This window comes from Catenulispora sp. EB89 (genome assembly GCF_041261445.1).
Classification (GTDB): Bacteria; Actinomycetota; Actinomycetes; order Streptomycetales; family Catenulisporaceae; genus Catenulispora.
This window is the reverse complement of the sequence record NZ_JBGCCU010000005.1, coordinates 166,277-189,500: the sequence shown is the minus strand read 5'-3', so window position 1 is coordinate 189,500 and position 23,224 is coordinate 166,277. Positions and strand designations below refer to the sequence as shown.

Sequence of the window (23,224 nt, the reverse complement as noted above, 5' to 3'; positions counted from 1 at the left end):
ACCACTAGAGCCAACCCCCGGTTCCCCCGCGTACCTGCCGACGCCCTGCAGCAGAGTTCTGTTTTACCTCGACGCGTGACGGTGGATGAGTGTACAAAAGCGCTCATGGATCACGTAACCCCTGAGCGCGAACCGATTACCTACCGTCTCGCTCTGGGGGAAGACTGGTACCGAATCCGCTTGGATGAACATGCTGAGGCGGACGTCAAGGCCTTCCTGGACGTGGTCTTCGACGGGATCCCCACCGTTGCGGCCGAGCAGCTCAGAACCCTCCTTACAGCCCAGTTCGCGGCACAGATCGCTGCAGCTCGCTCGAAGCGAGGGATCGAACTGCTGGTACCCACGCCCAGGCGCGGTGGTGCTGCGCTGCCAGGCGCCGCTGTGCTAACCGCCGAAGTCGTGATCCCGGCGCCGGTCGTGCCCGATCCGGTCGAAGTCGTCGCACGGGTGGCGCACGGCTCTGCTGGTGCGCGCACAGGTGTGATCGCAGGCTCCGTGGCGGTTCGGATCGATCACAGCGCAGCCGACGACGGCCTGGATGCGGATGACAGACTCTTGCCGCCGACCCGCAAGCGCATCGAGTACGTAATCGCGGTGCCGAACGATCCGCGATGGCTCTCGATCGACCTGAGCGTGCAGGCCATCAACGGGTTCAACATGGATCAGACAATCACGGACTTCGATCAGGCGGTGGGGCAACTTAGCTGGTCAGCGTCTGAATAGGGCAGGCTCACCGCGACACCTGACAAAGCAGGCGGGTACCCGGCCTGACCCCCGGGTTCGCAGACAAACCGCTGGCGTGCCAGTCCTAGGCTGAAGCACTGCTGTGCTGGTTGCAATGAACTTCGCCCGGGAATGGTGGCGGTAGGTGGTGCAGGGTCGGCCAGGGGGTGGCGATGTCTGCGAGACGGGAAGCAAACAGCGACGGACACCATCGTCCGCCGCATCGCAGGGGAACCCACACGGAGATGTCAGGCACCGCCTCGGACGTGGTGCAGGCTCGCGACGTCAGCGGGGGGATCCATTTCCACCAGTCGGAAGGCGCTTCTTTGCCGATCCCGCGCCAACTGCCAGCGGGGATTCGTGACTTTACAGGGCGCACGACCGACCTACTCGCCTTGGACGCCCTGATACCGACTGAAGCCAGTGACGTGGCGGTAGGCCGGCCCGGCGCTGTGGTGATCTCTGCGATCGAGGGCGCCGCAGGGATCGGCAAGACCACGCTGGCAATTCATTGGGCGCACCAGGTGCGCCACCGTTTCCCCGACGGAACGTTGTATGCGAACTTGCGCGGCTATGGCCCGGGCCAGCCCGCAGCAGCCAGCGAGGTGCTTGACGGGTTCCTGCGTGCCCTCGGCGTCCCACCGGGACGGATCCCCGCAGCGTTGGACGAGCAGGCAGGGCTCTACCGCTCACTGCTGGATGCGCGACGAGTGCTCGTGGTGCTGGACAACGCGAGCAGTCCGGAGCAGATACGACTGCTGCTGCCGGCCGGAGCCGGCTGCCTAGCCCTGATCACCAGCCGGTCGACCATGACCGGGCTGATCGTCGCCCAAGGTGCGACACGGATCAGCCTCGATCTGCTGCCGTTCGACGAAGCGGTAGTCATGTTGAGGGGCATCGTCGGAGATCAACGCGCCGACGCCGAGCCGCAGGCGTTGTCCGACATCGTCCACGCCTGCGCCCGGCTGCCCCTGGCTTTGCGGATCGCCGGCGCACGTGCGATCGCCCGTCCCCGCACGCCTCTGGCAAATCTGCGGGGCGCGCTGCTGGATCAGAGGCGGCGCCTGGATACGCTAAGCATGACCGGGGATGAGGCGACAGCAGTCCGAGCGGTGTTTGCCTGGTCCTATCACGCACTGCCTTCCGGCCAAGCTCGGCTGTTCCGGAGTCTGGGGCTGCACCCAGGTATAGAAATTGACGTCTATGCAGCAGCCGCCCTGGTCGGATCATCAACAGACGGAGTCCATGAGGGCCTGGAAGCCCTGGCAGATGTGCATCTGATCGAACCAGCGTCGCCGGATCGCTATGAGTTGCACGACCTACTGCGCGCCTACGGGCTGGAACAAGCCGAACGCGAAGACGCCCAAGCCAACCGAGCCGACGCGCTAAGCCGGCTGCTCGGCTTCTATCTCCACGCGGCCGATGCCGCTGACCGTACCGTGATGATTCGTATGCGAGCCTCGACCGACTCGGTCCCGGCCCCCCGCTACCTACCGACTTTCGATACGGCACTCACCGCGATGGAATGGTTCGAACGCGAGTATGCGAACCTTACTGCCGCCAGCCGCTGCGCCGCGGAAGAAGGCCTACACGCCCTGGCCTGGCAGCTACCCGCCGCTCTCAACGGCCTGTTCGACTATGCCGGCCGCTGCACCGATTGGCTCGCTGCATGCGAGAGTGCCTTATCTGCCGCACGGGTTTTGGGGGACCGCCGGGCCGAGCAGTACACGTTGTGCAGCCTAGTCGGGGTGCTGCGTGAGCTACATCGGCCGGAGGAGGCTGTCGAGACCGCGGAGGCAGCCCTCGACATCGCCGGGCAAAACCGAGATCGATTCGGGGAGTTGCTGGCATTGCACGTCAACGGCGAGGCTTACCAAAGCGCGAAGCGATTCGATGATGCCGCCGACTCTCACCGCCGGGCACTTGAGGTCTCCCGAGAACTCGCTGATCCCTGGTCCGAAGCCATCGCCCTGTACAGGCTGGGCCTGATGCACCAAGAGCTGGGACATCTGGATGAGGCGCTCGACTGCCATCAGAAGGCCAGAGAGATCTTCCGCAAGGTCGGCGACCACGCCCGTGAGGGCTGGGTGCTTTGTGGACTTGGCGACGTATATCTAGCGCTCGACCGACTCGACTTGGCTGCCGTTCAACACTGCAAGGCGTTGGATATCGCCCGTCGTCTCGGATATCCGAGGCTGCGGGCCGAAGCACTCGATGGCCTGGGCCGAAACCTGCACCACGCAGGCAATTTCCAGGGCGCCAGGGAGCACTGGCTGCAGGCGATGGAGATATTCGAGCAGCTTGGTAGCCCACGAGCAGACGACGTACACACGCACCTTCAGGCTTGAGCGGTCGTGGATTTCCCGCCAGGACACGGCATACTTCCGCTCTGTACAGCCCGCCATGGCCTTCGACACGACCTGGGCTTACCCGGGTCTTCCGCGAGTCGACCAATACGAGTGCGGTCGCCGCCGAGCACGCCAGCCGCAGTCACGGAGGCCGCCCGAACTCTCCAGCACATGAAATCAGGACAGGGAGACACCGGAAACGCCACCACACACACCACAGCTTCGGGGTAAGCCCGTCTGGAGCCACCTGACAACCGCTGGCATTCCTTCCCCGGCACCTCAAAACAGTCCACGACCAGGCGTCTAGCAACTGCGGCTGCCGATCAGCGGCGATGGGCAGAGACCTCGCGGGTTCCACGCCACCTACCCCAAAGTAGGGCCTGACCTGCGCCTGGCCCCACCCATGCACCACCGACACCGAGACGGGCTAGCCGCGAAGGAGGCACTACCCGGCGAGCATCACCGCGCCAACTTCGAGGACCTACTGCACCCTATCCATCAGCGTGGAAGCGCCTTTGCATGGGAGCGCCAGCGCATCGACTAGCCTGTCTGGCATCCTGGGGCCCGCCCCTACCAAGACCTTTGCGACACATACCAGGGCTCTTCCTGCCGGCGATTCGATCCGTCGACGTCGTGACGACTGAGGCCCAACAGCATCGAGGCTCAGTCGACGACCTGAGTTCTGCCCGGCGCAACTGCCCTGCATCGTAAGAACACATGTTTGCCTTCGGCTCGCATGGGCAGGGAGCCATCCGAGCAAAGGAGGACATGCTGGCGGTCGACAGAGCTACCCAGCATGCAGTACCCCGACTGACCAGCAGGAGATCGCAACCGTCCGTTACAGTTGCGGCGTACCGGCCACCACCGATGGGCACGGACCACTTGCATAACCGCAGCTCAGTACCACTTTGAGCGTCAAGTGCCTCAGGAGGAGTGTTCATGGCTGATGCTCAGCCGGCGCCGCTGCGCGATCACGCCTGGCCTGCTGGCGCGGTCCTGCAGAATCCAGCCTCACTAAGCGATACGAAGTTGTTCGGCTTCTCTGTGATTAGTCCGCTGCGTTACCCGGGAGCCAAGCGACAACTGGTTCCGGTGATCGAAACGCTCATCGCAGGAAACATTCCGCCACCGAAGCTGTTGGTTGAGCCCTTCTGCGGGGGAGCGACAACAACCCTACGGCTCCTGGGATCTGGAGCAGTTGAACATGGAATCCTGGCGGATGTAGACCCGTTGGTCGCCGCCTTCTGGCAGACTGCAGCATTCGATTCGGCCTGGCTAGTCACAGCCATGCGCGAGCTCACTATCACTGTGGCCGAGTGGGACCGCTGGCGAGCAACCGAACCGAGCACCGCGCGCGACCGTGCGCTCAAGTGTCTCTTCCTGAATCGCACGACTTTCTCAGGGATCTTACACGGACAGGCCGGCCCAATCGGCGGAAGAGCACAGGAGTCCGACTACAAGATCGACTGCCGCTTCGGTTTCGATGGACTTGAGCGACGGATAAAGGGGATTGCGGATCTCGCTGCAACCGGACGCTTGCTGGACGTCTGGGAGTGCGACTGGCGGGAATCGCTGACACGAGTGGGAGACCGCTACGGCGAGCTCGAAGAGGACGAGATCATCTTTTACTTCGACCCGCCGTACGTCGAAAAGGCACCGTTTCTCTACGACTGGTCGTTCAAAAGCGACGAACACACGCAGCTCGCGAAGGCGCTTAAGGAGCTCACGTATCGGTGGCTGTTGTCATACGACGACACGGCGAGCGTCCGTGAACTCTACGGTCCTAGTCACGATCAAGCTGTTCTACACGTATCGCATCGCTATACGGCAGCTGGGTCCGAGAAGCGGACAGTACGAGATGAACTACTTGTCACCAACCTGAAGACCATCCCCGAATCTGACCGCTATCGCATGATCGTTGACGGCGACGACTCCGCCAACGACGAACCCCGACTCTGATCGAACTGCTGTACCTGCCGGCGATCAGTGGTAGAAGTAACAGAGGTCTGGCTCACGCGCCAGAACCAGGCGACTACGTGGGGTGGGAATGAGCGCGCTCTCAGGCATGGCGCAGGCTGCGATGGCCGGTAGCAATCCGCTAGTCGGGCTTCTCGATGGCGCTAAGCGGCTCGGTGGGGTTTACCACCTGGACTACGACAGCGCGATCGTCATCACAGACGACTTCATCAAGCGCGAAGCAGGCGGCATCCCCCGTAATGGCTTCCTCCTTGCCGCGGCGACGGTTCCTACCAAGGAGACCAACGCGCCCCTGGACGAAGACGAAGTCATCCTCCTGCGCGTTCGAGGCACAGCTCCCCTTCCCAACGAGGCTGAAATCGTCGCCACCAGGCTCGCTGCCATCCGCACCGCGGATGTTCGTCAGGAACGACCTGAGGCTGTCATCGATAATCTGACATCAAGCCAAATAGAGATGTCAGCATTCGACTGCGAGGTACTGGGTACGTTTTATGGTGAGACGGTTGCGCGCAAGCCCTACGTACAGTGGGGTGGCGACATCGACAACGTCTACTCGGGGGCTCGCTACTTTGTCTACGTCCCCTCCCCCGAAGCACTCTCCCGGATCGCCTCATATCCTGAACGGACCGAGGAGGAGGTTGAGAAGAACCTCACTCCCGACATGATCCAGCTAGGTGTTGTCCGATTCTCTTCGACAAAGCGCAGATCGACCGATGCCAAGATGGATTCGGTTCCTGTAAGGGTTCGGGTCACCGACTTCATCTCCAGAAAGACTGCCGTACTCGGCATGACACGAGTGGGAAAGTCGAATACTAATAAGACCTTGTGCACTGCCGTCTTCGAGCATGCAGCAAAAACGGGACAACCAATAGGGCAGCTTATCTTTGACCCGCAGGGTGAGTACGCGAACGTCAACGATCAAGACAGAACCGGCCTGCGCTTGTTGGGGATCGGCTCAGATCTGGTCCACATCTATAAGATGCTTCCTGATGCAGGAGACCCGCAGGAGTTTCCGCTCGCGGTAAACTTCTTCGAAACGGATGAGCTTCCTCTTGTATGGGAACTGCTCATCGGAGCCCTCGCTGACCAAAACACAGCGTACGCAAACGCCTTCAAAACGGCACGCATATTAGACCCTAGCCGCGATGACTATCCGGTCGGCAAGGCCGGCGAGGAAGAATATCGCAGCGTCCTTGCGGATGCGCAACGAGGCCAGCTTGCCTTCTACGCCACTCTAGCGAAGGCGAACTTTGGTGCACCAAAGACGGGCTTTCGCCAGGTCTTCAAGATGGCCAAAGCGTTGCGCGAGGCGTTTGAGCAGGAAAGACCCAACCTCGTACAAGTCGTGGATGCGCAGAGAGGGTTGTGTGCCGTCAGCTCGCCGGCTGCCGCAAGATCCCTCGTCGCATGGATCTCCGAACGCATTGCCGACACCGAGCGAGGTATTGCGACGGTTGACGTATCGACGTGGCAGAGGTGCGATCCCTTCACATCCATTCGGACCGTGTTCGATGCGACAATCGGAACCACAGTACTGAACAGGATAAAAACTCTTAGCGACTATCATGACCCTCAGAGCAAGGGTGACCTAGCTGATCGAGTGTGGGAAGATCTGGTGGCTGGGCGAATGGTCATCATCGATCTCTCGATCGGATCCGAAGAGGTCACCAAGATGTTGTCCGAACGCCTCGTCTTCCGACTCATCTCGAAGGCCAATGCGCGCTTTCGCAAGAACGAGACTGCCGTGCCCATTCAGATCGTTGTCGAAGAGGCGCATAATCTGTTCGACCGAGCCCAAGCCGGGAAGTCTACCGTGCGGGATGACCCCTGGGTCAGGCTTGCGAAAGAAGCGGCAAAGTACAGTATGGGCCTTATCTATGCCACACAAGAGGTAACCAGCATCGATCGCAGAATTCTGTCGAACACATCGAACTGGATTGTGGCACACCTGAACTCCGACAACGAAACGCGTGAACTGTCGCACTACTACGACTTCGGGGTCTTCGCGCAGTCGCTCAGGAAGGTAGAGGACCGCGGGTACGCTCGGATGAAGACGTTCTCTGGAAAGTATATCGTTCCAACACAGATCGCCAAGTTTGACCACGCAATGATCAACCGCGCGCGGGATGCCGCGAAGCTTCCGCCCATTGAGGTTCCGCCGCAGAGCTAGTTGGGAGACGGCAGTGCCTTACGACGCCGAACGCGCCTCGCGGATTGGCCATGTGCCAATCGCCATGAGCCCGGCAATTATCGCCGCGATGTCACGTTGGATTACACCCGCCATCGACGTTGATGAGCCGGCTCATATCACAAGCCGGCTCGTCGCGGTCGATGATATTCCGCGCGACCAGCGGCCGGAGACTACGTTTACAATCGCGTTCGATGGGTCCAACCAGGAAGATGTAGCGCGCGTTGGGTTCCCATCGATTCGCGTGGGCTACCTACAGATTGCTGGGGTCTATGTCAGCATCGCGCAGTTCCTCGGCGCGAGCAGGACGGGGCTCGTTAATGCTCGAGAGCTGGAGCGATCGCAGATCACTCAAACGGTCAACGCTGTTCTCCCGGGATCTAACGTTCATCTGCCTGGGATGAAGGGTAAGGAATCCTGGCGTGCCGAACTCGATCGGGCGTACTCGGAGTCGAGCATCTCAGATTTTGGTTCCCCGTTCACCCTAAGCGATGCGCTAATGACGATTCATGGCGGACCCGGACGACCCGCATCGTCTGTTCGTCTGAGCAAGTGTCCTACCTGTGGTTCGTCCGGAACGCCGCAGCAAACCGTTGACCTAAAAGGCGGGACGTGTACTGAACCTCTCTGCTCCGCCGCTCTCTATACTACCGATGTCCTGAGGGCCTACGAGGAGTTCTCGGAGGACGGTGAAAATATACGGCCTCTCAATGTCTCGATGAACCTCGCTGAGCGCCTCCTGCTCGTCGCATATATCGACGGATTCTTCAGGGCGCAACCTCAGAATCTCGGACAAGGGTTGTTTATCACTGACGGACCGCTCGCCGTGTACGGGCCGACGGCGCCGCTGAAGTCGCGCTTCCTCGAGTACTGGTCACAGCTCTGTGCTACCCTTGAGTCCCTCAATTTGGCGGTACCACTGCTTGTGGGAATCGAAAAGACTGGCGAGTTTGTTGATCACGCTCAAGCAATTGCGGACCATATTCCAAATGGATACGTCATGGCTCTCGACGTTCCGTACATCAACAAGTACATCGTCAATCACGACGAAGACCATCACTACGGTAGAGACGAATTCTACGGGCGCAGGTTTATTTTCAAGACGTCCACCGGTGACGTGCTCGTGATCACAGTGCCTCGCGTACCCGGAGGTGTGCCTTACGAGAAGCCGCGGTTCCAGGCCAATGGCGATGCGATCCCCGGCCCTTCTGATTCACTGAATTCGTACCCAACGCTTCGTGCGACTCTCGATGTCCTGGATCAGCTTCAGACTCGGTTGTATCCAAATGCCGTCATACCAGTCGCACTCGCGCATTCGGCATCATCGTTGCCGCTGGGGACCGGCCAAAGCGTGCTGACGCTGCTAGCCCAGCGCGGTCTCGGTATGCCTGAGGACAGCATCAGCCTGAGCCGTCTCAAGGCTCCCCGTCGCCCCGGTGGCCGATAAAGCAGAGTCGTTGCAGGCAGAATCAGTACTCGCCGTCGTATGCTCCCGCACCAACACCGGTCGAGCTCCAATCCTGTCGGGTATTTCCAACGGGTGTCCGAACGCACCGGTTCTCAAGCCACGATCGCGTGCATGCTCCGACTGCTGGTTCCCCCGATGGAGATCCTAGCCAGGGAAGAATCCGACGCGGTCGGACCCGGGTGTCCGGAAGGCGTAGACCAATGCATCGCCATCGAGGTTGGGCGGATCGCCGTTCTCCACGACAACAACCTGTGCAGGTACATCGTGTATTAGTCCCCTGTAGAAGCGTTCTACGACGTTATGCGTCAGTTGGACGTCCGTCTCACGGGGCTCACGGTAGGTTAGGACTGGAGAGTCAAGTACGACAAACCCTGGATGGACGAGGGCTCGCTGCGCAGCGTACTGGACTAGCGCAGTCGAGAAGGCCGCGTGGATGATCGAACGCATACCCTTCCCACGAGCGCTCCGCGGTCTGCCGCCAACGCTAACTTCAGCACTGGGCTCGTCGTAAGCGACGTGCTTGTCGCCCGGGACCTGCCAGGATTGCAGTATCTGCTGGACAAGCTGTTCGAACTCGGCGACATCGGTGGTCGGGAGGCCGCCTAGCCTTGTCGGTGGTGCGGTCGGAGCACTCACGAGTGCGGCCTTGGCATCCTCCATGCGCTGGATCTGCGCGAAAACCGCTAGGTCCGTCAAGATCTGACTTCGTACACTGAGCAACTCGGTCGTGTCCGTATGCAGTGGGGCCAAGCGCCTGTCCAAATCGGCCAAGCGACTCTCTAGTGAAGATGCTTGAGCGTGCAGCTCGTCGTTGGCGACCTCCAGCCCGGCAAGTTGAGCGTTCAGATCGTCGATCGTCGTGAGCAAATCAGCACGCAGATCCGCGGTCTTGCGAATTTCTGCAGTGACTGCCTCCTTCAACGCGGTGGTCTCAGCGGCATGGTGGCCCGGACGTTGGTGTTCGGGCGCTGCGCCGCAGAAGACACAAGTTCCCGTACGGAAGTAGCCGAGGAGGTTGCCGGCTTCCCCAACCATCTCTAGACGAGCCAGATCCGACTCGTACTGCTGGCAGAGCAGTCCAAATCGGTTTACGAGCGTCTGGATCTCAGTCGCTTGCATGCGGTTACTAGAAGCGAGTTCTTGAGTTTCGCGTGCATCGGAAGCGACCTGGGAACGCTGCGATACCAAAATACTTACATCAGCAGAAACGCTGGCCATGGCGTTCTCAACGAACGACAGCTGCGCGTTCAGCGGAGTAACCTCTTCACCAAGCACGAGGCTATCGGTGGCCTCACGGATTAGGTGGTCAAGCAGTTCAATCTTGCCTTTTCCAACTCGCGTCTCTACCTCGTCACTGGCACCGACATGGGCCGAGTCATCCTGCCCTGTCAGCAGGTACTTGAATACTGATTTCTCTGCAGTTTCCAAGGTCTTCTGACCGGATGTCAGCACTACAGGTCGCGGGCTCGCCATCTGACTCTCATTGATGATGCACAAATGTGCGAGATCCCGAAAGCTTAGCGAGCGAATCTGACGCCGAGAGTTCTTGAGCACCATACGGCCATCGGCGCCGATGATCTTGAGAAGGTATCGCGATAGGTTCTGGTTTGAGCGCGAGTCATGCCTGGTGGACAGAATAGCTTCGGGCGCAGTGGCTGGAAGGTCCCGATGATCGCCGTTATGCGTGAGAACCTTACTGGATCCAAATTCGCGATATAGTGTAATTATTTCACCGTCGGGTAGACGTAAACCGAGCAGTGCGGCTGTGTACCCATCTGCCTCCTGGATTGACTTGAGGTCCCTTGCGCCGAGCATGTAGTCAATCGCTTCAACCATGAATGACTTGCCGGTTTCTGAAGCTCCGTAGATCACCGTCAGACGATCATGGAATGCTACGGATGCGGGATGCTTGTCGGGTCCGATACAGGTAATATGGATCAACGTAAGTGGACGCACTGCTCGCCGTCCTCTCCTCCGAGTCGCGCTCCCGCATCTAAACCATTCACCCAGCGCTCTGTAATCTGACGCATCCCTTGCCGCACGTCTGTCATTTCCCGCAGGTATACCGTCATCAACCATGCAGCGCGCTGTTTAAGCGAGCCTACATAAGGAGCCTCTAGGAGGTTCAGGAAGCTTGAAGATTCTTCAGTGGCTTGGTACGCAAATCCCTCGTCACTTGTAGCCATCACGGCAAGGCCGGCACGCAGGAGTACGAGTAGCCCTTGTTCCATTGACCGACGTCGCATGCCTAACTCTCCGGGGCCAATCGGCAGATCTGGATGCAGGCTCGATGGTCCGCCGTCCAGGTCTCCGCTGTGGAGGACCGCATGATCGAGGTATACGAGTTGCGCTACATCCAACGGACGAGGAAAGCATTCGGACAGCAAGACCAGCGCCCGGATGCCGACCTCGATAGGACTATTGAGAGGGTTCATGACACGTCCTCGTCACCTTTGCACCACGTCAGTCTACCGTCATTAGCCAGGTGATGGCACAGACCTTTTCTGTCCGAGACGGTGATGACTGGATAGAGAATGTTTCCCGTGTTAGGTTGATGGTTCACCGCTGCTTCAAGCACGGCATCAAGGCGTTCAAAGCCATGGCTGTAGTCGCGCTCCTCGACTTCAACGACGGCGTCGTACAGATCCGACTCGATTGCGGAGAATGTCTCTAGCGGGACGCTGTCGCGTGCGAACACTCTCAGCGATTCAGCACTGTAAAAGGCTTCACGTTGCCTCTTTAGGTGACCTTTGGTTTTCAAGTGCTCCCGTGCGTCATTGAGCGCTACGAGGGCCAAACCGTACTTTTCGTTGTAGGCCGCTAACAGCTTCTGAATGTAAACTGCCTCGTGTGCAGCCTCTTCCTGGGGAGGTAATTCGATTGCGGGTCGTGGGCTGAGAGGCGCCGGAAAGCGTCGCGAATGATGTGGTGTGTCTGCATGGAGTTTCAAAATCCATTCCATGTCAACGGCTTTGAACATGGAGAAGTCTGTTACCTGTGCCAAGGCTTCGACAGCCGCACGATCCTCCGCGCGTAGCGCGGACCCAACTGGCGAGTCTGCTTTCGCCCAGGCCTTGAAGAAGTTGGCCTTCAGGCTCGCTGGGTTCGCTAGCAAGCGCACGAGCGTCGGCCCGATCTTTGGTGCCACGAATACATAGCGAGTAGGCAGGGCGTATGTTCCATGCACTTTGGCAACCAAGATCTTCATGATCTCAGGCCAGACATCAGCTGGCTGTAGAGCAGCCTCGTAGTGTTTACACTGGTAGCAGTGCCAGTCGCCGTTTGTTCCCTCATCCGTCAGGCATGCTGCTACATCGGCACCACGATCGCCCGCACCGCCCATTCGTGTCACCAGGACGTATGGGTCACTCAGGGCGCGCACCCACTCGAGCGTGAACTCCTCCCAGTCTTGGTCGGAGTAGAAGTACAGGTGCTGTTGGGGTGTCAGCGATGGTGCACTTTTCATCGGCGGCGCGAGCAACACCATCGACGCGGTCTTCGGCTCGGGGATGCCCACAAAGACCGGCCCGGCTGTGGCACCTACCGGTTCGGCCGCGTCGCCCATTTTCCCCCCACACACAACTACGCCGTCGCGCATCACAGACTCTTTGTAGTCATATCACTTCACTCCCACGCGACAGAAGGCTCCAGCCTGCGCTTCGCCGCCGGGGAGTGAGACGCACCACTGCTGGCAACGCGTAGCTATGCGACACCAAGGTAGCTGAGCCTCGCACGGAAGTCCTGTCAGCTGACGCAACAGCTAACCCTCGCATGCGCGAGGCTGTTCCCAGGGCGCGGCGGCATACCCGACTGGGCCGTGGTGATCCCCCCCGCGCACGTGGGGATCTCCGTCAACCTCGCGGCCGGCGAGGAAGTGTGCTGGCTGCCGAGGCGACTGGCTTCGGATCTCGCGTTGCCGGGGAGCGACTTCTGGTTGATCGACGCCCGAGGCGTCCGGTTCAGCTTGTTCAATGGGGATGGAGATCTCGCGAAGCCTCAATACACGGAAGATCCTGCGAGGGCGAAGCTGTGTGCCGATGCGTTCGAGGCCGTTTGGGGACTCGCTATTCCACATGGCGAGTTCGTCATCTGATCAGCCAAGTCGCCCAGTTGCCGACTACGTCGGCGCTCACCTGCGTTGCTTGAGGCGCCACGGTAGGTCGATCGACGCCAATCGCCCGTTATGCTCCTTATGTAGTAATCTGGACAATAGTGGGGAAAGTCAGTAATGGATACAGTTGCGCAAGTTGAAGAGAACCTACGAGGTTGGATCACCGACGGCTCCCTCTTGCCCGGCCAGCAGCTGCCGTCCGAGAGAGCCCTCGTCAAGCGGCTTGGTGTCGGTCGGAATACGGTGCGGCTCGCAATCGGGAGGTTGATCGCAGATGGCAGCGTCCGAACCGACCACGACCAGCGGTACATCGTCTGCGACTCTTGTCGAGCTGACCCGCCCGTCCGGCGATTCAAAGTGGATTCCTCGGAGGTCGTCCTACAAGGCCCGACTTTCGACCTCGAGCGGCGAGAACTCAGCTATTCCAACGGCCAGCAGAGACAGACCTACATCCTGCGGTCGCCAACAACGGTGCTGACAGCAGTCCTCGACGCCGACGATCGCCTGCTCATGGTCTGGCGACAGCGGGCATGGGGATCCGGCTCGTGGGAGCTTCCGAGCGGCATCGTCAAGGACGGCGAAGATCTGGCAGTGGCAGCAGCGCGCAGCACAAGAGCGCTGACCGGCGTCCGTCCGAAGAAACTCCGACACTTGATGGGCTATCAGCCGTGGGCTGACATCGCCGATGCGCGCGAGGAGTTGTTCACCGCCTGGGCTGCCGCCAAGACGCCCATCAGGACGGACCTTCGTAACGAATGTGTGCCGGACTGGATCGGGTTGTCTGAGCTTCCAGGGCTGATCGAGGACAAGAAGGTAGTCGGTGGCACGTCACTGATCGCGGCCCTCGCCGTATTCGTTTGCAGAAGCTCCGAGATTCCAAAGTCACTCGAATGGGTGAAACTCTTCTGTGCGGCATAAGCGGGCATCCATTTTTATCTCATATGCCTGATATGAAACATGGACTGGCTCGGCATCGATGACCCGAGCTCGCCTGTCTATCGGGAGTAGAGAACGTGCCCGCAAAGTCGCCCTGCCGTGTCGGTGCTGGCGTGCTGCTGTCCGCCATCGCTTTGACGGCATGCGGTGGGCCGAGCGTGCGGACCGTCAAGCCTCGATCGGTCGAGAAGGCCAATCCTGCGCCAGCCACAGCGTCTCCCTCATCGAGCTCTTCGACAAGCTCGGACGCAAAAGCCCAAAAGGACGTCCTCTCGACCTACTTCAGCTTCATGGGTGACTGGAACATGGCTGCGTTCAACCCGGCCGATCAGGGCACGAAACTTTCGAATCATGCCACGGGCCAGGCATTGAAACTCATCACGGCAGATGTCCAGCGAGCCCGTCGGGAGGGGACCATCGGAAAGGGTCCGCTTCAGTTCGCTCCGGCGGTTTCACACCTGGATCTCCAGTCTCAGCCGGCAACCGCCTTCATCGACGACTGCGTCGACGCCACGAAGTACCTCAAATACAGCGCGTCGGATGGATCGCTCGTCGGGACTCCGGACGCTGACACAAGGCTGCAGCACGTGACGGCTCATCTGGTCGCGGTTGAGGGAAGCTGGAAAGTAGACGAACTGCACATCTACCAGCCTGGTTCCTGCCGATGATTGGCGCGGCGCTGCTGCTGCTCCTGGCCGCTGCCACCACCCATCAGGACGGCGATTCAACGTCGGACCGCAGCTGGGGTGGGGTCAGCGAAGCAGGGCAGACTGTCTATGTATCTGCACGTCAAGCTGAGACGCCGCCCAAACCTGCCAACTCTCGGGGCGGCGTACCCGCCCACGACTGCCGGTTGGTTTCTGACCCATCCAATGGCGAGCGGCCGAGTGGAAGTCCTGGTGGAGTAAGCGGCTCCTGGTACCAGTGGCGGTGCAAAGACAGCGCCGACCAGCAGAACCTTACTCCCATCCCGAAGAACGACCTTGAGACCTGGGTGCCGAAGCCTGCGATGTCGCCAAGGGATGTCGCGCAGGAGGCGGTGAAGGAGATCCATCTCTCGGCGCCGGCGATGAGCACGAGCCCTCGTGATGGCGCCCCGCAGTGGGTGAACTTCCCCATGTTCCTGTGGACCGCCGCTCGCGACTGGCACTCCCTGTCGGCGACCGCGAACGTACCCGGGCTTCAGGTGTCGGCGACCGCCACGCCGGAGAGCCTGACGTGGGACATGGGCGACGGATCTGTCGTGACCTGCACCGGCCCGGGAACTCCGTTCACCGACTCGACGCCCGCCGCTTCCGTATCCCCAGATTGTGGATATCTATACCGGCGTGCCTCGGATGCCGAGCCGGGCGGCGAGTTCACGGTACGCGTCACGGAGGCATGGCATGTGACCTGGGTCGGAGGCGGGCAGAGCGGCACGCTCCCTGACCTGACTACGACGTCGTCGATAGCGGTCCGCGTCGCCGAGTCACAAGCCCTTGTCACGTCAGTTCGCTGACGCGATCTCATCTTCTCGCATCTCTTCTGGGGTTCTGCCTTGTCCAAAATCGCGTTCCCAACTCAGGACGCAGCTCGTAGCACGTCGTCGCCGACCGGTCCGGATGCCGATCCGGTGACGGTACGTGCGCGACTTGCCGGCCGAGTTCGGATTCCGTACGCCGTGACGTCGGTCGCGTTGGTCGTCACCGGCGCCGTGGTCTTCACCGTCGCGTCGTGGCAGATCAGCGGTCGCGCCCCGGTCCTGGCCGTCGCGCAGCCGATCGCTGCCGGCCAGGTCGTTACGGCGGACGACGTTCAAGTTGTGAAGGTCGGCGCGGCGTCGGATCTGGGTCTGGTGCCCTCGATCAATGAGTCGGAAGTCGTCGGCCACGTCGCGGCGATGCCTCTCTCGACCGGCACTCTGCTGACGACTCACATGGTCGGGACAGCTGACTTCCCGCCTGCCGGCCAGGCCGTGATCGGTGTGGCTTTGAAGGCCGGGACTTTCCCACCACGGCTTGGCGTCGGGGACCGCGTGAACGTCTGGCCTGGTCCTGATGTGGCTGCGGTGACGTCGGCTTCATCCGCGCCGGTCGCTCTCGCATCCAATGCGGTGGTCACGTCTGTGGGATCCGCGGACTCTGTCGGCACCACCGTGGCCACGCTGCTCGTCGATGCGCAGGCAGCCCCGAAGGTTACACAGGCGCCTTCGCTGTCGGTGGTGGAAGTGTCTCCGAACCAGGTGGGTCAGCCGTGACGGCGTCGCTGGGATCGGTGGCCGAGGTGACCGCGGTGGTGGCCCGCAGGCTCTCTCTAACTGTGCGCGCAGAGCAGGACCGAACTGGTGCCGTAATTCCCTCCGCTCGACGTCGCGAGCTGGCTGAAGAGCTGATCGCGGCGGAAGTCCGGATCCGCCTTTCCGCGATGGGACAGCCCAACGGCCCCGCGTTCGCGGATGAGGCCGCGACGTTGGAGAAGTCCGTCACGGATGCGCTGTGCGCGATGGGTGGCCTCCAGCCCTATCTCGATATGCCGGACGTCGAGAACATCAACGCCACAGGTCACGACCAGGTCTTTCTCCGCTTCGCTGATGGCAGGCGGGAGCGCGGAGCGTTCCCGATCGCGGACAGCGACGTGGATCTGATCGACTTGATCCGCACGGCCGCCGCGCGCGTCGGCCACGAGGAGCGACGGTTCGACCGGGGCGCCCCGATGCTCTCGCTCCAGCTCCCCGACGGATCCCGGCTGTTCGCGGTCATGGCGGTGACGAAGAGGCCCAGTATCAGTGTCCGCAGGCATCGCTACCCGAAGGCGACTCTGTCGGATCTGATCGCTCTGAGCACCGTGGATGCCGGTCTTGCGGCGTTCCTCGCGGCCGCTGTACGCGCGAAGCTCAATATCCTTATCGCTGGCGGCACGGGTGCGGGCAAGACCACCATGCTCCGAGCGCTCGCCTCCGAGATGGACCCGACCGAACGGCTCGTCACTATCGAGGACGCACTCGAGCTCGGCCTGGACACCGACCCGGACCGACACTGGGACGTCGTCCCGATGCAGGCCCGCGAGGCGAACTCCGAAGGCCGCGGAGCGATCTCCCAAGCTGAACTCGTCCGCGCCGGCCTGCGTATGTCGCCGGACCGGGTCATCGTCGGTGAGATCCGCGGTGCTGAGGTCATCCCTATGTGCAACGCGATGTCGCAGGGCAACGACGGTTCCATGGCCACGCTGCACGCCTCGACGTCGAGGGGCGTGTTCGCCAAGCTGGCCGCGTACGCGGCGCAGGCTCCGGAGCGGCTTGATCTGCCGTCGACGAACTTGCTCGTGGCGAACGCGCTGCACCTGGTCGTTCAGTTGGACCAGGCCCCAGACGGCACCCGCGTGGTGTCGTCGGTTCTGGAAATCACCGGCGCCGATGGCGCGATGGTGGTCGCGAACGAGATCTTCCGCCCTGGTCCGGACCGTCGTGCGGTTCCGGCGACTCCACCTGCGCGGCTGGCCCAGCTGGCGGCCGCGGGCTACGACCCGGCGACGTTCCGGAGGCCCCGATGAACGTCGGCGCGATCGGAATGCTCTGCGGTACCACGATCGGCCTCGGCTTGGCCTGTGGGGTCGCGGCGTTCCGCGGCGAGCCTGCAACCCGGCGGTTCAGGCTCGGTCGACGGTTCATGCTCGCCGAGCTGAGGGGCCGTTCTCGGAAGCTGGCCGCATGCATCGGCGCCGGCGTGGCTACTGGTCTGATCACAGGCTGGCCGGTGGCGGCTCTGGCCGGCGGCCTCGCGACGTGGTGGCTTCCTGCCCTGCTCGGGCCCGATCGGTCGACGGCTCGGGAACTGGCCCGTACCGAGGCGGTGGCGACCTTCACCGAGATGTTGCGCGACACCTTGTCGGCAGCGGCAGGCATCGGACAAGCCGTTCGCTCATCCTGCGCTGCCGCGCCGGAAGCGATCTCTGTAGAGGCCCGCGGGCTGGCTCGCCGGATTGAGGATCAGCAAGACCTCGCCGTCGCGCTGGCGGCTTTCGCGGACGAACTCCACGACCCGACGGCGGACATCGTCGTGGTCTGCCTGGTTCACGCGATTCGGAACAGCGCACAGGATCTGGCCGGCCTGCTCGGTTCGCTGGCCGCTACAGCCCGTACGCACGCGGCGCAGCGCAAGCGCGCACAGGCCGCGCGCGTGCAGGTCCGGACGAGCGTCCGCATCGTCACGTGCGTGACAGCCGGCATGCTCGCTGGGCTCTTCGTGCTGGACCGGTCCTTCCTGTCCCCGTACGGATCCGCGAGCGGGCAGCTCGTTCTTGCCTGCGGTCTCGCACTATTCGCTGCGGGCTACGCCTGGCTCTGGCGTATGGCCAAGCCGCGAACCAGGAGACGCCTGCTGACCCGCATCGACCAGGTACAGGAGACCCCGTCATGGTGGTGATGCTGGCTGGCGCGCTGTTCGGCGCAGGACTGATGGTTGGATGGCTGGCCTTTCGACTGCCGGCAGCAGCCCCGGCGACACACGAATTCGCCGACGACACCATGTACGCGGACGGCGAATGGCTCGCCCGGATGGGCCGACCACTCGCCCGGAAGCTGATCGTCCTGGGGTTACCGCGTGCATCGATCCGACGAGATCTGGTGGTCTTGGACCGCGTCCCCGAGGTCCACCTAGCGACTCAGACGGCGGCGACCCTCGCGGGCTTCCTGCTGTCCTGGCTTCTTCAAGCGGGCCTCGGCTTTTCGCTGCCGTTCACGGGCTTCATGTCGATCACCGCCGCCGCGGTCTTCTGGTATCTCGTTGACGCTGAGGTCACGGCCAAGGCCGCTGAGGCCCGCGCGGATGCTCTCGCCGACCTGTCGGTGTTCCTGGACGTCACCGTCAACGCCCTCGCAGCAGGCACCGGAGTAGAGCAGGCCCTCAGCGGAGCATCGGAGATCGGCGACTCCCCAGCGTTCGAACGGCTTCGCCACGCGCTGGACGTCGCCTTCCTCTCCCGCGTGCCGATTCACCAGGTCTTCGCCGAGCTCGGAACGACTCTTGGACTAGCAGAGATCACTGACCTGGCGGCTTCACTGCAACTAGCCGGGTCGGAAGGCGCGAAGATCCGCACATCACTCGCTGCGAAGGCCGAAGCGATCCGCTCCAAGATCCTCGCCGACGAGGAAGCCGAGGCGGCAGCCACGACCGAACGCATGACCGTCCCGATCGCCCTGCTGATGACCGGCTTCCTCGTTCTCATCGGCTATCCGGCCATGGCCAGTGCGCTGTCAGCGCTGCACCAGCACTAAACACCACGGGAGAAAACACATGATCACCAAGATTCGCAGGCTGGCCGACAAGGCACGGGGCCGCTTGGTCATGCTCGCTCACGAAGACCGGGGCAGCGGGATCGCCGACAACGTAATCATGATCGGGATCTTCGTCGTCCTCGCGGTGCTCGTGGGCAAGATCTTCGGCCATGCGATTGCGGCCGAGGCCGGGAAGGTCGCGAACCAGATCACAGCGCAGTGAAGCCACGGCGGCGAAGCGACGAGGGATCAGCAGCGGCCGAGATGACGCTCATGACGCCGCTGCTGATTCTGTGCGTCGTGGCCGTGGTCCAGTTCGGTGTGTGGCTGCACGCGACACACACCGCCCAGGCAATCGCGGCCCAGGCACTTCAAACCGCTCGCGTAAGTGAAGGCAGTGCGGCTGCCGGTCGCGAGCAGGCCCAGGCGCTCCTGACCGCGGCCGGGCGCCACCTGGTCCTGAATTCGACTGTCGACGTAGTCCGCGACGCGCAGCGTGCCCGCGTGAGGATCCATGGCCAGGCCCAGCAGGTGCTGCCGTTCCTGAACCTTCCAGTCAACGTCGCCGCCGCCGGCCCGGTTGAGCGCTTGACGACGGCAGGCTGACGTGCGACGTACGTGGCACACGGACGACGGCAGCGTGACCGTCCAGACGGTCTTCGCCATCCCGGTACTGATCAGCGTGCTCCTGTTCGTGGTCCTCTGCGGGCGGCTCGTCGAAACCCGGCTCCGCGTCGACTCCGCCGCCCAGGACGCAGCCCGAGCCGCGTCGCTGGCCCGCTCATCGCACGAGGCACAGAACGCTGCGCACAGTGCGGTTGCAGGAGATCTGGGCCGCGGCGGACTGAACTGCAGCACCTACACGGTGAGCGTCGACATCACCGACTTTCGACCGGGCGGCGCTGTCCGGGTGGCCGTGCGGTGCGCAGCCTTGATGAGCGGGCTCACAGGACTCGGGCTGCCGGGTGTGGTGGGCGTGGCCTCCCACGCGGCAAGTCCAATCGATCAATACCGGGGAATCACATGATCGACCTGCGCCGTGATGACGGAAGCGCAACCGCGTTCGTCGTCGTCATCGTCCCGGCGTTGCTCCTGGTTGCCGGATTCGTCCTGGACCTCGGTTTGGCCATAAACGCTCGGGTCCATGCGCTTGCGGTCGCGGAGGAAGCGGCACGAGCGGGCGCCGGCGCGCTCGACCCCGTTCAGCTTCGCCAAGGCGGCCGACCCTCGCTGGATCCGGCACGCGCCCAGGCAGCGGCTCGCTCGTATCTTGCCGGAGCCGGCGAGGGCGGGGCCGTCAGCGCCAGCGCGAACCTGGTGACGGTCACCGTCAAGCTCCAACAGCGCACCGAGTTGCTGCGGCTGATCGGCTTCAAGAGCTTCAGCATCGCCGGGACCGCCACTGCGGCTCCGGCCACGTCGATCGCGAATCCCCCCGGGAGCACGCCGTGACCACGAACCGAGTCCTCCGGTCCGCTGCGGCCGGCACCGCCTTGCTCGGCGGTGTCCTGGGGCTGCCGTACGTCCTGCTTGCGTACGTCGGGAGCCCGATTCCGGCCAAGACGCCGTCGGTGTCGCGGATCGTTTGGTGGCTGCGGAGCGGCCAGTTCGACGATCACGCTGCTGTCGTCGTTCTCGCCTACGTGCTGTGGGCCTGTTGGGCGATCTTCACCGTCCAGGTCGCGGCGCAGTTGCCAGGCGCGGTGCGAACTGCCATCCAGGTGCGGCACGGTGGCCGGCTGCAGATCGGTCGCACTCGGAGCCTCATCGGCGGAGGCGCGGTACAGGTTCTGCTTACGGCGCTGCTGGTGACGGTGTTGGTTCCGCGCGGTGCGATCGCCGCGGCTTCAGTGTCGAATGTGGCATCGGCCAGCCCCCGCCCCGCAGCTGTCGGGGTTGCCGACCCGGGCGCGACGCCGACGGCGAGCGGCGGCACTGCAAAGCGTGCTCACGTGGTCGAGCAAGGTGAGACTCTGTGGGACATCGCGGGGCGATACCTCGGTAACGCCAACCGATGGCCAGAGGTGTATCAGGAGAACGTCGGCGTTCCCCAGCCTGACGGGCTCGTTCTGACGAACCCTGACGTCATCCTTCCGGGATGGCGACTGACGCTGCCGGCGTCCGTCGCCTCGATCGTGAGCCCGGCGTATGTTCCGCTTCCGTCACTGCAGGCTGTTGCTCCTAAGCCGCACGATCCGGAGCCAACGCTGCCGGCTCCGGCAACCGCACAGCAGTTTTCGCACGACAGAGGCCATCCCGCAGTACCGGCCTCTCCCGTTCAGCGGTCCCGCACGACCCCGCGTGACCGTGTGGCCGTCGGCATCGGCACCGACGTATACGTCGGCATCGGTCTTGCAGCAGGCATCGCGGCGGCACTGGCTGCCGGGCGGCTACGTCGCCGGACTCGTGGCCGTGCTCAGTTTCCGATTCCTCTGGATGACTTGCCGAGCAGCGCCGGTGGTTCGGGGGCTGATCTAGAACGTGCGCATCTCCTCACAGTGGCGCCTCCTGACCAGGGCTACGTCCAGGACGAGGAGGATCCCTACCTCGCCGACTGGGTCGTGGAGGAACCACCTGCTCCAGTCGAGCATTCGAACGACGGGTTCGGACTGCCAGTCTTGAGGGCTTCTGCCGAGCAAGAAGTAATCAGGACGCGGAAGACGCTGGAAGCACCTGTCGAGCTTGCGTGGGGGACCGCTGCCGACGGCAGCTCGGTGCCGTTCGTCGCCGAGGAGGCTGCGGCTGATGCGCTCGCACTTGGCGGCGAGGGCGCCGACGCAGCCCTCCGGGCACTCATGATCGCGGCATCCGCTGCCGAAGGCGTGCCGGACTGCGGTACCGCGACCCGAGTCGTCACCACGATGGCCGTCGTCGAGCGTGTCTTCGGGAGTATCGGGCCCCTAGATGTTCCACGTATCAAGACCGTGGCTGATCTGCCTGCCGCTCTGGACGAAGTCGAGGATGAGATCGGCGAACGTCGAGGTCAGCTCCGGAAGCTTGGACTACGTAACGCGGCGGATGTCCGACGCTTCAAGCCGGATCACCTCATGCAGCCGCTCCTGCTCATCACGCTGCCGCCAGATGCCTCCGACGACGTCCGTCTCACCGATGTCATCGAAGCCGGCCGCGGCCTCGACGTCCACGCCATGGTCATGGGGCAACTGGCGGGCGTACCGAGCGTCAACGTAAGTGCAGACGGCGAGACACGGGCCGAGCGAAACCAGACGGCGTCACCTCTGGACGGAACTCGCGCCTTCCATATGTCGATGGAGACCGCCGAGGAAGCACTTGGCGTTCTGTCCGAAGGCATGCCAACGACGTCGCAGCCGGTGGGTCGTGCAGCAGACGAAGGAATCGTGCCAGGCCCGCGAACGGCAACGTCGGCGAACGTCAGTGAGCCGTTTGGACATCCGGAGCCGCCGGTACGCATCGAGGTCTTCGACGGTCTTGGCGTCGTCGTCAACGGCTGCGACATCAGCGGCCGCTTCCGTCCACGGCTCCGAACGCTACTGGCGTATCTCGGAGTGAATCCCGCCGGCGCCCCTCGCGAATACCTGCTCCAGGAGATCTTCGCCCTAGAGGTCACCACCAAGACGCGGCACAAGTTCTCGACCGAGCTCTCGGAGATCCGCCGCGCTCTACGTGCAGCAGCGCCGGAACTGTCCGATGCTGCATTCATCGACGACGACCCACGCACCGAACGGCTTCGCTTCGAGGCCGCGACGATCACCTCCGATCTCGATCTCTTTACGCGGCTCCTGGCATCAGCGAACAAGGCGGCGCCGGCCGATCAGGTCGAGTACCTGACCGAGGCCATCCGTCTCTACCGAGGTCCGGTTCTGCCGATCATCGAAGCTGATTGGGTTGAACCGGTGCGCGAACAGCAGCGGCGCCGTGCCCTCGACGCCTATCACCGGCTGGCACATCTCGTCGAGGCGGCCGATCTCGGCTACGCGATCCACTTGCTCGAGAACGCGATCGACGTCGACCGCTACAACATTGAGACGTACCAGCGTCTGATGCGTGCCCAGGCGGAGAAAGGCGACCTCACCGCTGTACGCCGCACGTTCGAGTTACTCAGCGTCCATATGGAGGACCTCGACGATGCGGTCGATCAGGAGTCTCTGGACCTGTTCGAACGCCTTACTCGGGGCGAACCGCTCCGACAGCACTGACCGATAGTCCATCCGTGTCGCATGCTTGAATCTGCGTAGCCTGCGAA

At 62.5% G+C, this 23,224-nt stretch carries 21 protein-coding genes; 18 read left to right on the top strand and 3 right to left on the bottom strand.

Annotated features, from left to right (window positions below; all coding sequences use genetic code 11):
• Positions 1-75: 75 nt before the first annotated feature.
• From ABH920_RS13170 to ABH920_RS13150, 5 genes are all read left to right on the top strand, one after another.
• Entirely contained in the window at positions 76-723 is a 648-nt protein-coding gene (locus ABH920_RS13170; protein WP_370349212.1) for a hypothetical protein, read from the top strand.
• A gap of 245 nt (positions 724-968) precedes the next feature.
• Complete coding sequence (locus ABH920_RS13165) at positions 969-3,071, top strand: tetratricopeptide repeat protein (protein WP_370349211.1); 2,103 nt, start codon at positions 969-971, stop codon at positions 3,069-3,071.
• Between the two features lie 939 nt (positions 3,072-4,010).
• Positions 4,011-5,030 carry a DNA adenine methylase gene (locus tag ABH920_RS13160; protein ID WP_370349210.1) on the top strand — a complete coding sequence of 340 codons (1,020 nt, stop codon included), beginning with the start codon at positions 4,011-4,013 and terminating at the stop codon, positions 5,028-5,030.
• 88 nt (positions 5,031-5,118) lie between these two features.
• The gene (locus ABH920_RS13155; RefSeq protein ID WP_370349209.1) at positions 5,119-7,218 is read left to right on the top strand and encodes an ATP-binding protein; all 2,100 of its coding nucleotides are present in this window, start codon (positions 5,119-5,121) and stop codon (positions 7,216-7,218) included.
• Between the two features lie 13 nt (positions 7,219-7,231).
• Positions 7,232-8,683 (top strand): hypothetical protein, encoded by a 1,452-nt coding sequence (locus ABH920_RS13150; protein WP_370349208.1) that lies wholly within the window; start codon positions 7,232-7,234, stop codon positions 8,681-8,683.
• Between the two features lie 165 nt (positions 8,684-8,848).
• Here ABH920_RS13150 and ABH920_RS13145 read toward each other — a convergent pair whose 3' ends face one another.
• From ABH920_RS13145 to ABH920_RS13135, 3 genes are all read right to left on the bottom strand, one after another.
• A complete protein-coding gene (locus ABH920_RS13145; protein WP_370349207.1) occupies positions 8,849-10,576 on the bottom strand; it encodes a hypothetical protein in 1,728 nt (575 codons plus the stop codon).
• Between the two features lie 65 nt (positions 10,577-10,641).
• On the bottom strand, positions 10,642-11,139 hold the full coding sequence (locus ABH920_RS13140) for an ABC-three component system middle component 2 (protein WP_370349206.1): 498 nt from the start codon (positions 11,137-11,139) through the stop codon (positions 10,642-10,644).
• Positions 11,136-12,302, bottom strand: a complete 1,167-nt coding sequence (locus ABH920_RS13135) for an ABC-three component system protein (RefSeq protein ID WP_370349205.1) — start codon at positions 12,300-12,302, stop codon at positions 11,136-11,138. The genes ABH920_RS13140 and ABH920_RS13135 overlap by 4 nt, the downstream gene beginning before the upstream one ends.
• Positions 12,303-12,521: 219 nt before the next feature.
• Between ABH920_RS13135 and ABH920_RS13130 the strand changes: the two genes are divergently transcribed.
• From ABH920_RS13130 to ABH920_RS13070, 13 genes are all read left to right on the top strand, one after another.
• The gene (locus ABH920_RS13130; protein WP_370349204.1) at positions 12,522-12,797 is read left to right on the top strand and encodes a DUF6879 family protein; all 276 of its coding nucleotides are present in this window, start codon (positions 12,522-12,524) and stop codon (positions 12,795-12,797) included.
• Positions 12,798-12,932: 135 nt separating this feature from the next.
• The gene (locus ABH920_RS13125; protein ID WP_370349203.1) at positions 12,933-13,733 is read left to right on the top strand and encodes a GntR family transcriptional regulator; all 801 of its coding nucleotides are present in this window, start codon (positions 12,933-12,935) and stop codon (positions 13,731-13,733) included.
• A gap of 95 nt (positions 13,734-13,828) precedes the next feature.
• Positions 13,829-14,419 (top strand): hypothetical protein, encoded by a 591-nt coding sequence (locus ABH920_RS13120; protein WP_370349202.1) that lies wholly within the window; start codon positions 13,829-13,831, stop codon positions 14,417-14,419.
• Between the two features lie 341 nt (positions 14,420-14,760).
• Positions 14,761-15,249 (top strand): hypothetical protein, encoded by a 489-nt coding sequence (locus ABH920_RS13115; protein ID WP_370349201.1) that lies wholly within the window; start codon positions 14,761-14,763, stop codon positions 15,247-15,249.
• A gap of 39 nt (positions 15,250-15,288) precedes the next feature.
• Positions 15,289-15,987: an SAF domain-containing protein gene (locus ABH920_RS13110; protein WP_370349200.1), complete on the top strand. Its 699-nt coding sequence runs from the start codon at positions 15,289-15,291 to the stop codon at positions 15,985-15,987.
• Complete coding sequence (locus ABH920_RS13105) at positions 15,984-17,279, top strand: CpaF family protein (protein ID WP_370349199.1); 1,296 nt, start codon at positions 15,984-15,986, stop codon at positions 17,277-17,279. The genes ABH920_RS13110 and ABH920_RS13105 overlap by 4 nt, the downstream gene beginning before the upstream one ends.
• Positions 17,276-18,151 carry a type II secretion system F family protein gene (locus ABH920_RS13100; protein ID WP_370349198.1) on the top strand — a complete coding sequence of 292 codons (876 nt, stop codon included), beginning with the start codon at positions 17,276-17,278 and terminating at the stop codon, positions 18,149-18,151. Before ABH920_RS13105 ends, ABH920_RS13100 begins: the two co-directional genes overlap by 4 nt.
• On the top strand, positions 18,142-19,002 hold the full coding sequence (locus ABH920_RS13095) for a type II secretion system F family protein (RefSeq protein WP_370349197.1): 861 nt from the start codon (positions 18,142-18,144) through the stop codon (positions 19,000-19,002). The genes ABH920_RS13100 and ABH920_RS13095 overlap by 10 nt, the downstream gene beginning before the upstream one ends.
• 19 nt (positions 19,003-19,021) lie before the next feature.
• Positions 19,022-19,225, top strand: a complete 204-nt coding sequence (locus ABH920_RS13090) for a hypothetical protein (RefSeq protein WP_370349196.1) — start codon at positions 19,022-19,024, stop codon at positions 19,223-19,225.
• 41 nt (positions 19,226-19,266) lie between these two features.
• A complete protein-coding gene (locus tag ABH920_RS13085) occupies positions 19,267-19,608 on the top strand; it encodes a TadE/TadG family type IV pilus assembly protein (RefSeq protein ID WP_370349195.1) in 342 nt (113 codons plus the stop codon).
• Positions 19,609-19,642: 34 nt separating this feature from the next.
• Complete coding sequence (locus tag ABH920_RS13080) at positions 19,643-20,029, top strand: TadE/TadG family type IV pilus assembly protein (protein ID WP_370349194.1); 387 nt, start codon at positions 19,643-19,645, stop codon at positions 20,027-20,029.
• Positions 20,026-20,454, top strand: a complete 429-nt coding sequence (locus tag ABH920_RS13075) for a pilus assembly protein TadG-related protein (protein ID WP_370349193.1) — start codon at positions 20,026-20,028, stop codon at positions 20,452-20,454. Before ABH920_RS13080 ends, ABH920_RS13075 begins: the two co-directional genes overlap by 4 nt.
• Positions 20,451-23,177 carry a BTAD domain-containing putative transcriptional regulator gene (locus ABH920_RS13070; protein WP_370349192.1) on the top strand — a complete coding sequence of 909 codons (2,727 nt, stop codon included), beginning with the start codon at positions 20,451-20,453 and terminating at the stop codon, positions 23,175-23,177. Before ABH920_RS13075 ends, ABH920_RS13070 begins: the two co-directional genes overlap by 4 nt.
• Positions 23,178-23,224: the final 47 nt, after the last annotated feature.

Bases quoted from the DNA above. Each gene is read 5' to 3' on its own strand.
- ABH920_RS13140 (WP_370349206.1), bottom strand. From the start codon at position 11,139: ATGAACCCTCTCAATAGTCCTATCGAGGTCGGCATCCGGGCGCTGGTC.
- ABH920_RS13095 (WP_370349197.1), top strand. From the start codon at position 18,142: ATGGTGGTGATGCTGGCTGGCGCGCTGTTCGGCGCAGGACTGATGGTT.
- ABH920_RS13165 (WP_370349211.1), top strand. From the start codon at position 969: ATGTCAGGCACCGCCTCGGACGTGGTGCAGGCTCGCGACGTCAGCGGG.
- ABH920_RS13085 (WP_370349195.1), top strand. From the start codon at position 19,267: ATGACGCTCATGACGCCGCTGCTGATTCTGTGCGTCGTGGCCGTGGTC.
- ABH920_RS13160 (WP_370349210.1), top strand. From the start codon at position 4,011: ATGGCTGATGCTCAGCCGGCGCCGCTGCGCGATCACGCCTGGCCTGCT.
- ABH920_RS13100 (WP_370349198.1), top strand. From the start codon at position 17,276: ATGAACGTCGGCGCGATCGGAATGCTCTGCGGTACCACGATCGGCCTC.
- ABH920_RS13125 (WP_370349203.1), top strand. From the start codon at position 12,933: ATGGATACAGTTGCGCAAGTTGAAGAGAACCTACGAGGTTGGATCACC.
- ABH920_RS13075 (WP_370349193.1), top strand. From the start codon at position 20,026: ATGATCGACCTGCGCCGTGATGACGGAAGCGCAACCGCGTTCGTCGTC.
- ABH920_RS13155 (WP_370349209.1), top strand. From the start codon at position 5,119: ATGAGCGCGCTCTCAGGCATGGCGCAGGCTGCGATGGCCGGTAGCAAT.
- ABH920_RS13115 (WP_370349201.1), top strand. From the start codon at position 14,761: ATGTCGCCAAGGGATGTCGCGCAGGAGGCGGTGAAGGAGATCCATCTC.
- ABH920_RS13090 (WP_370349196.1), top strand. From the start codon at position 19,022: ATGATCACCAAGATTCGCAGGCTGGCCGACAAGGCACGGGGCCGCTTG.
- ABH920_RS13135 (WP_370349205.1), bottom strand. From the start codon at position 12,302: ATGCGCGACGGCGTAGTTGTGTGTGGGGGGAAAATGGGCGACGCGGCC.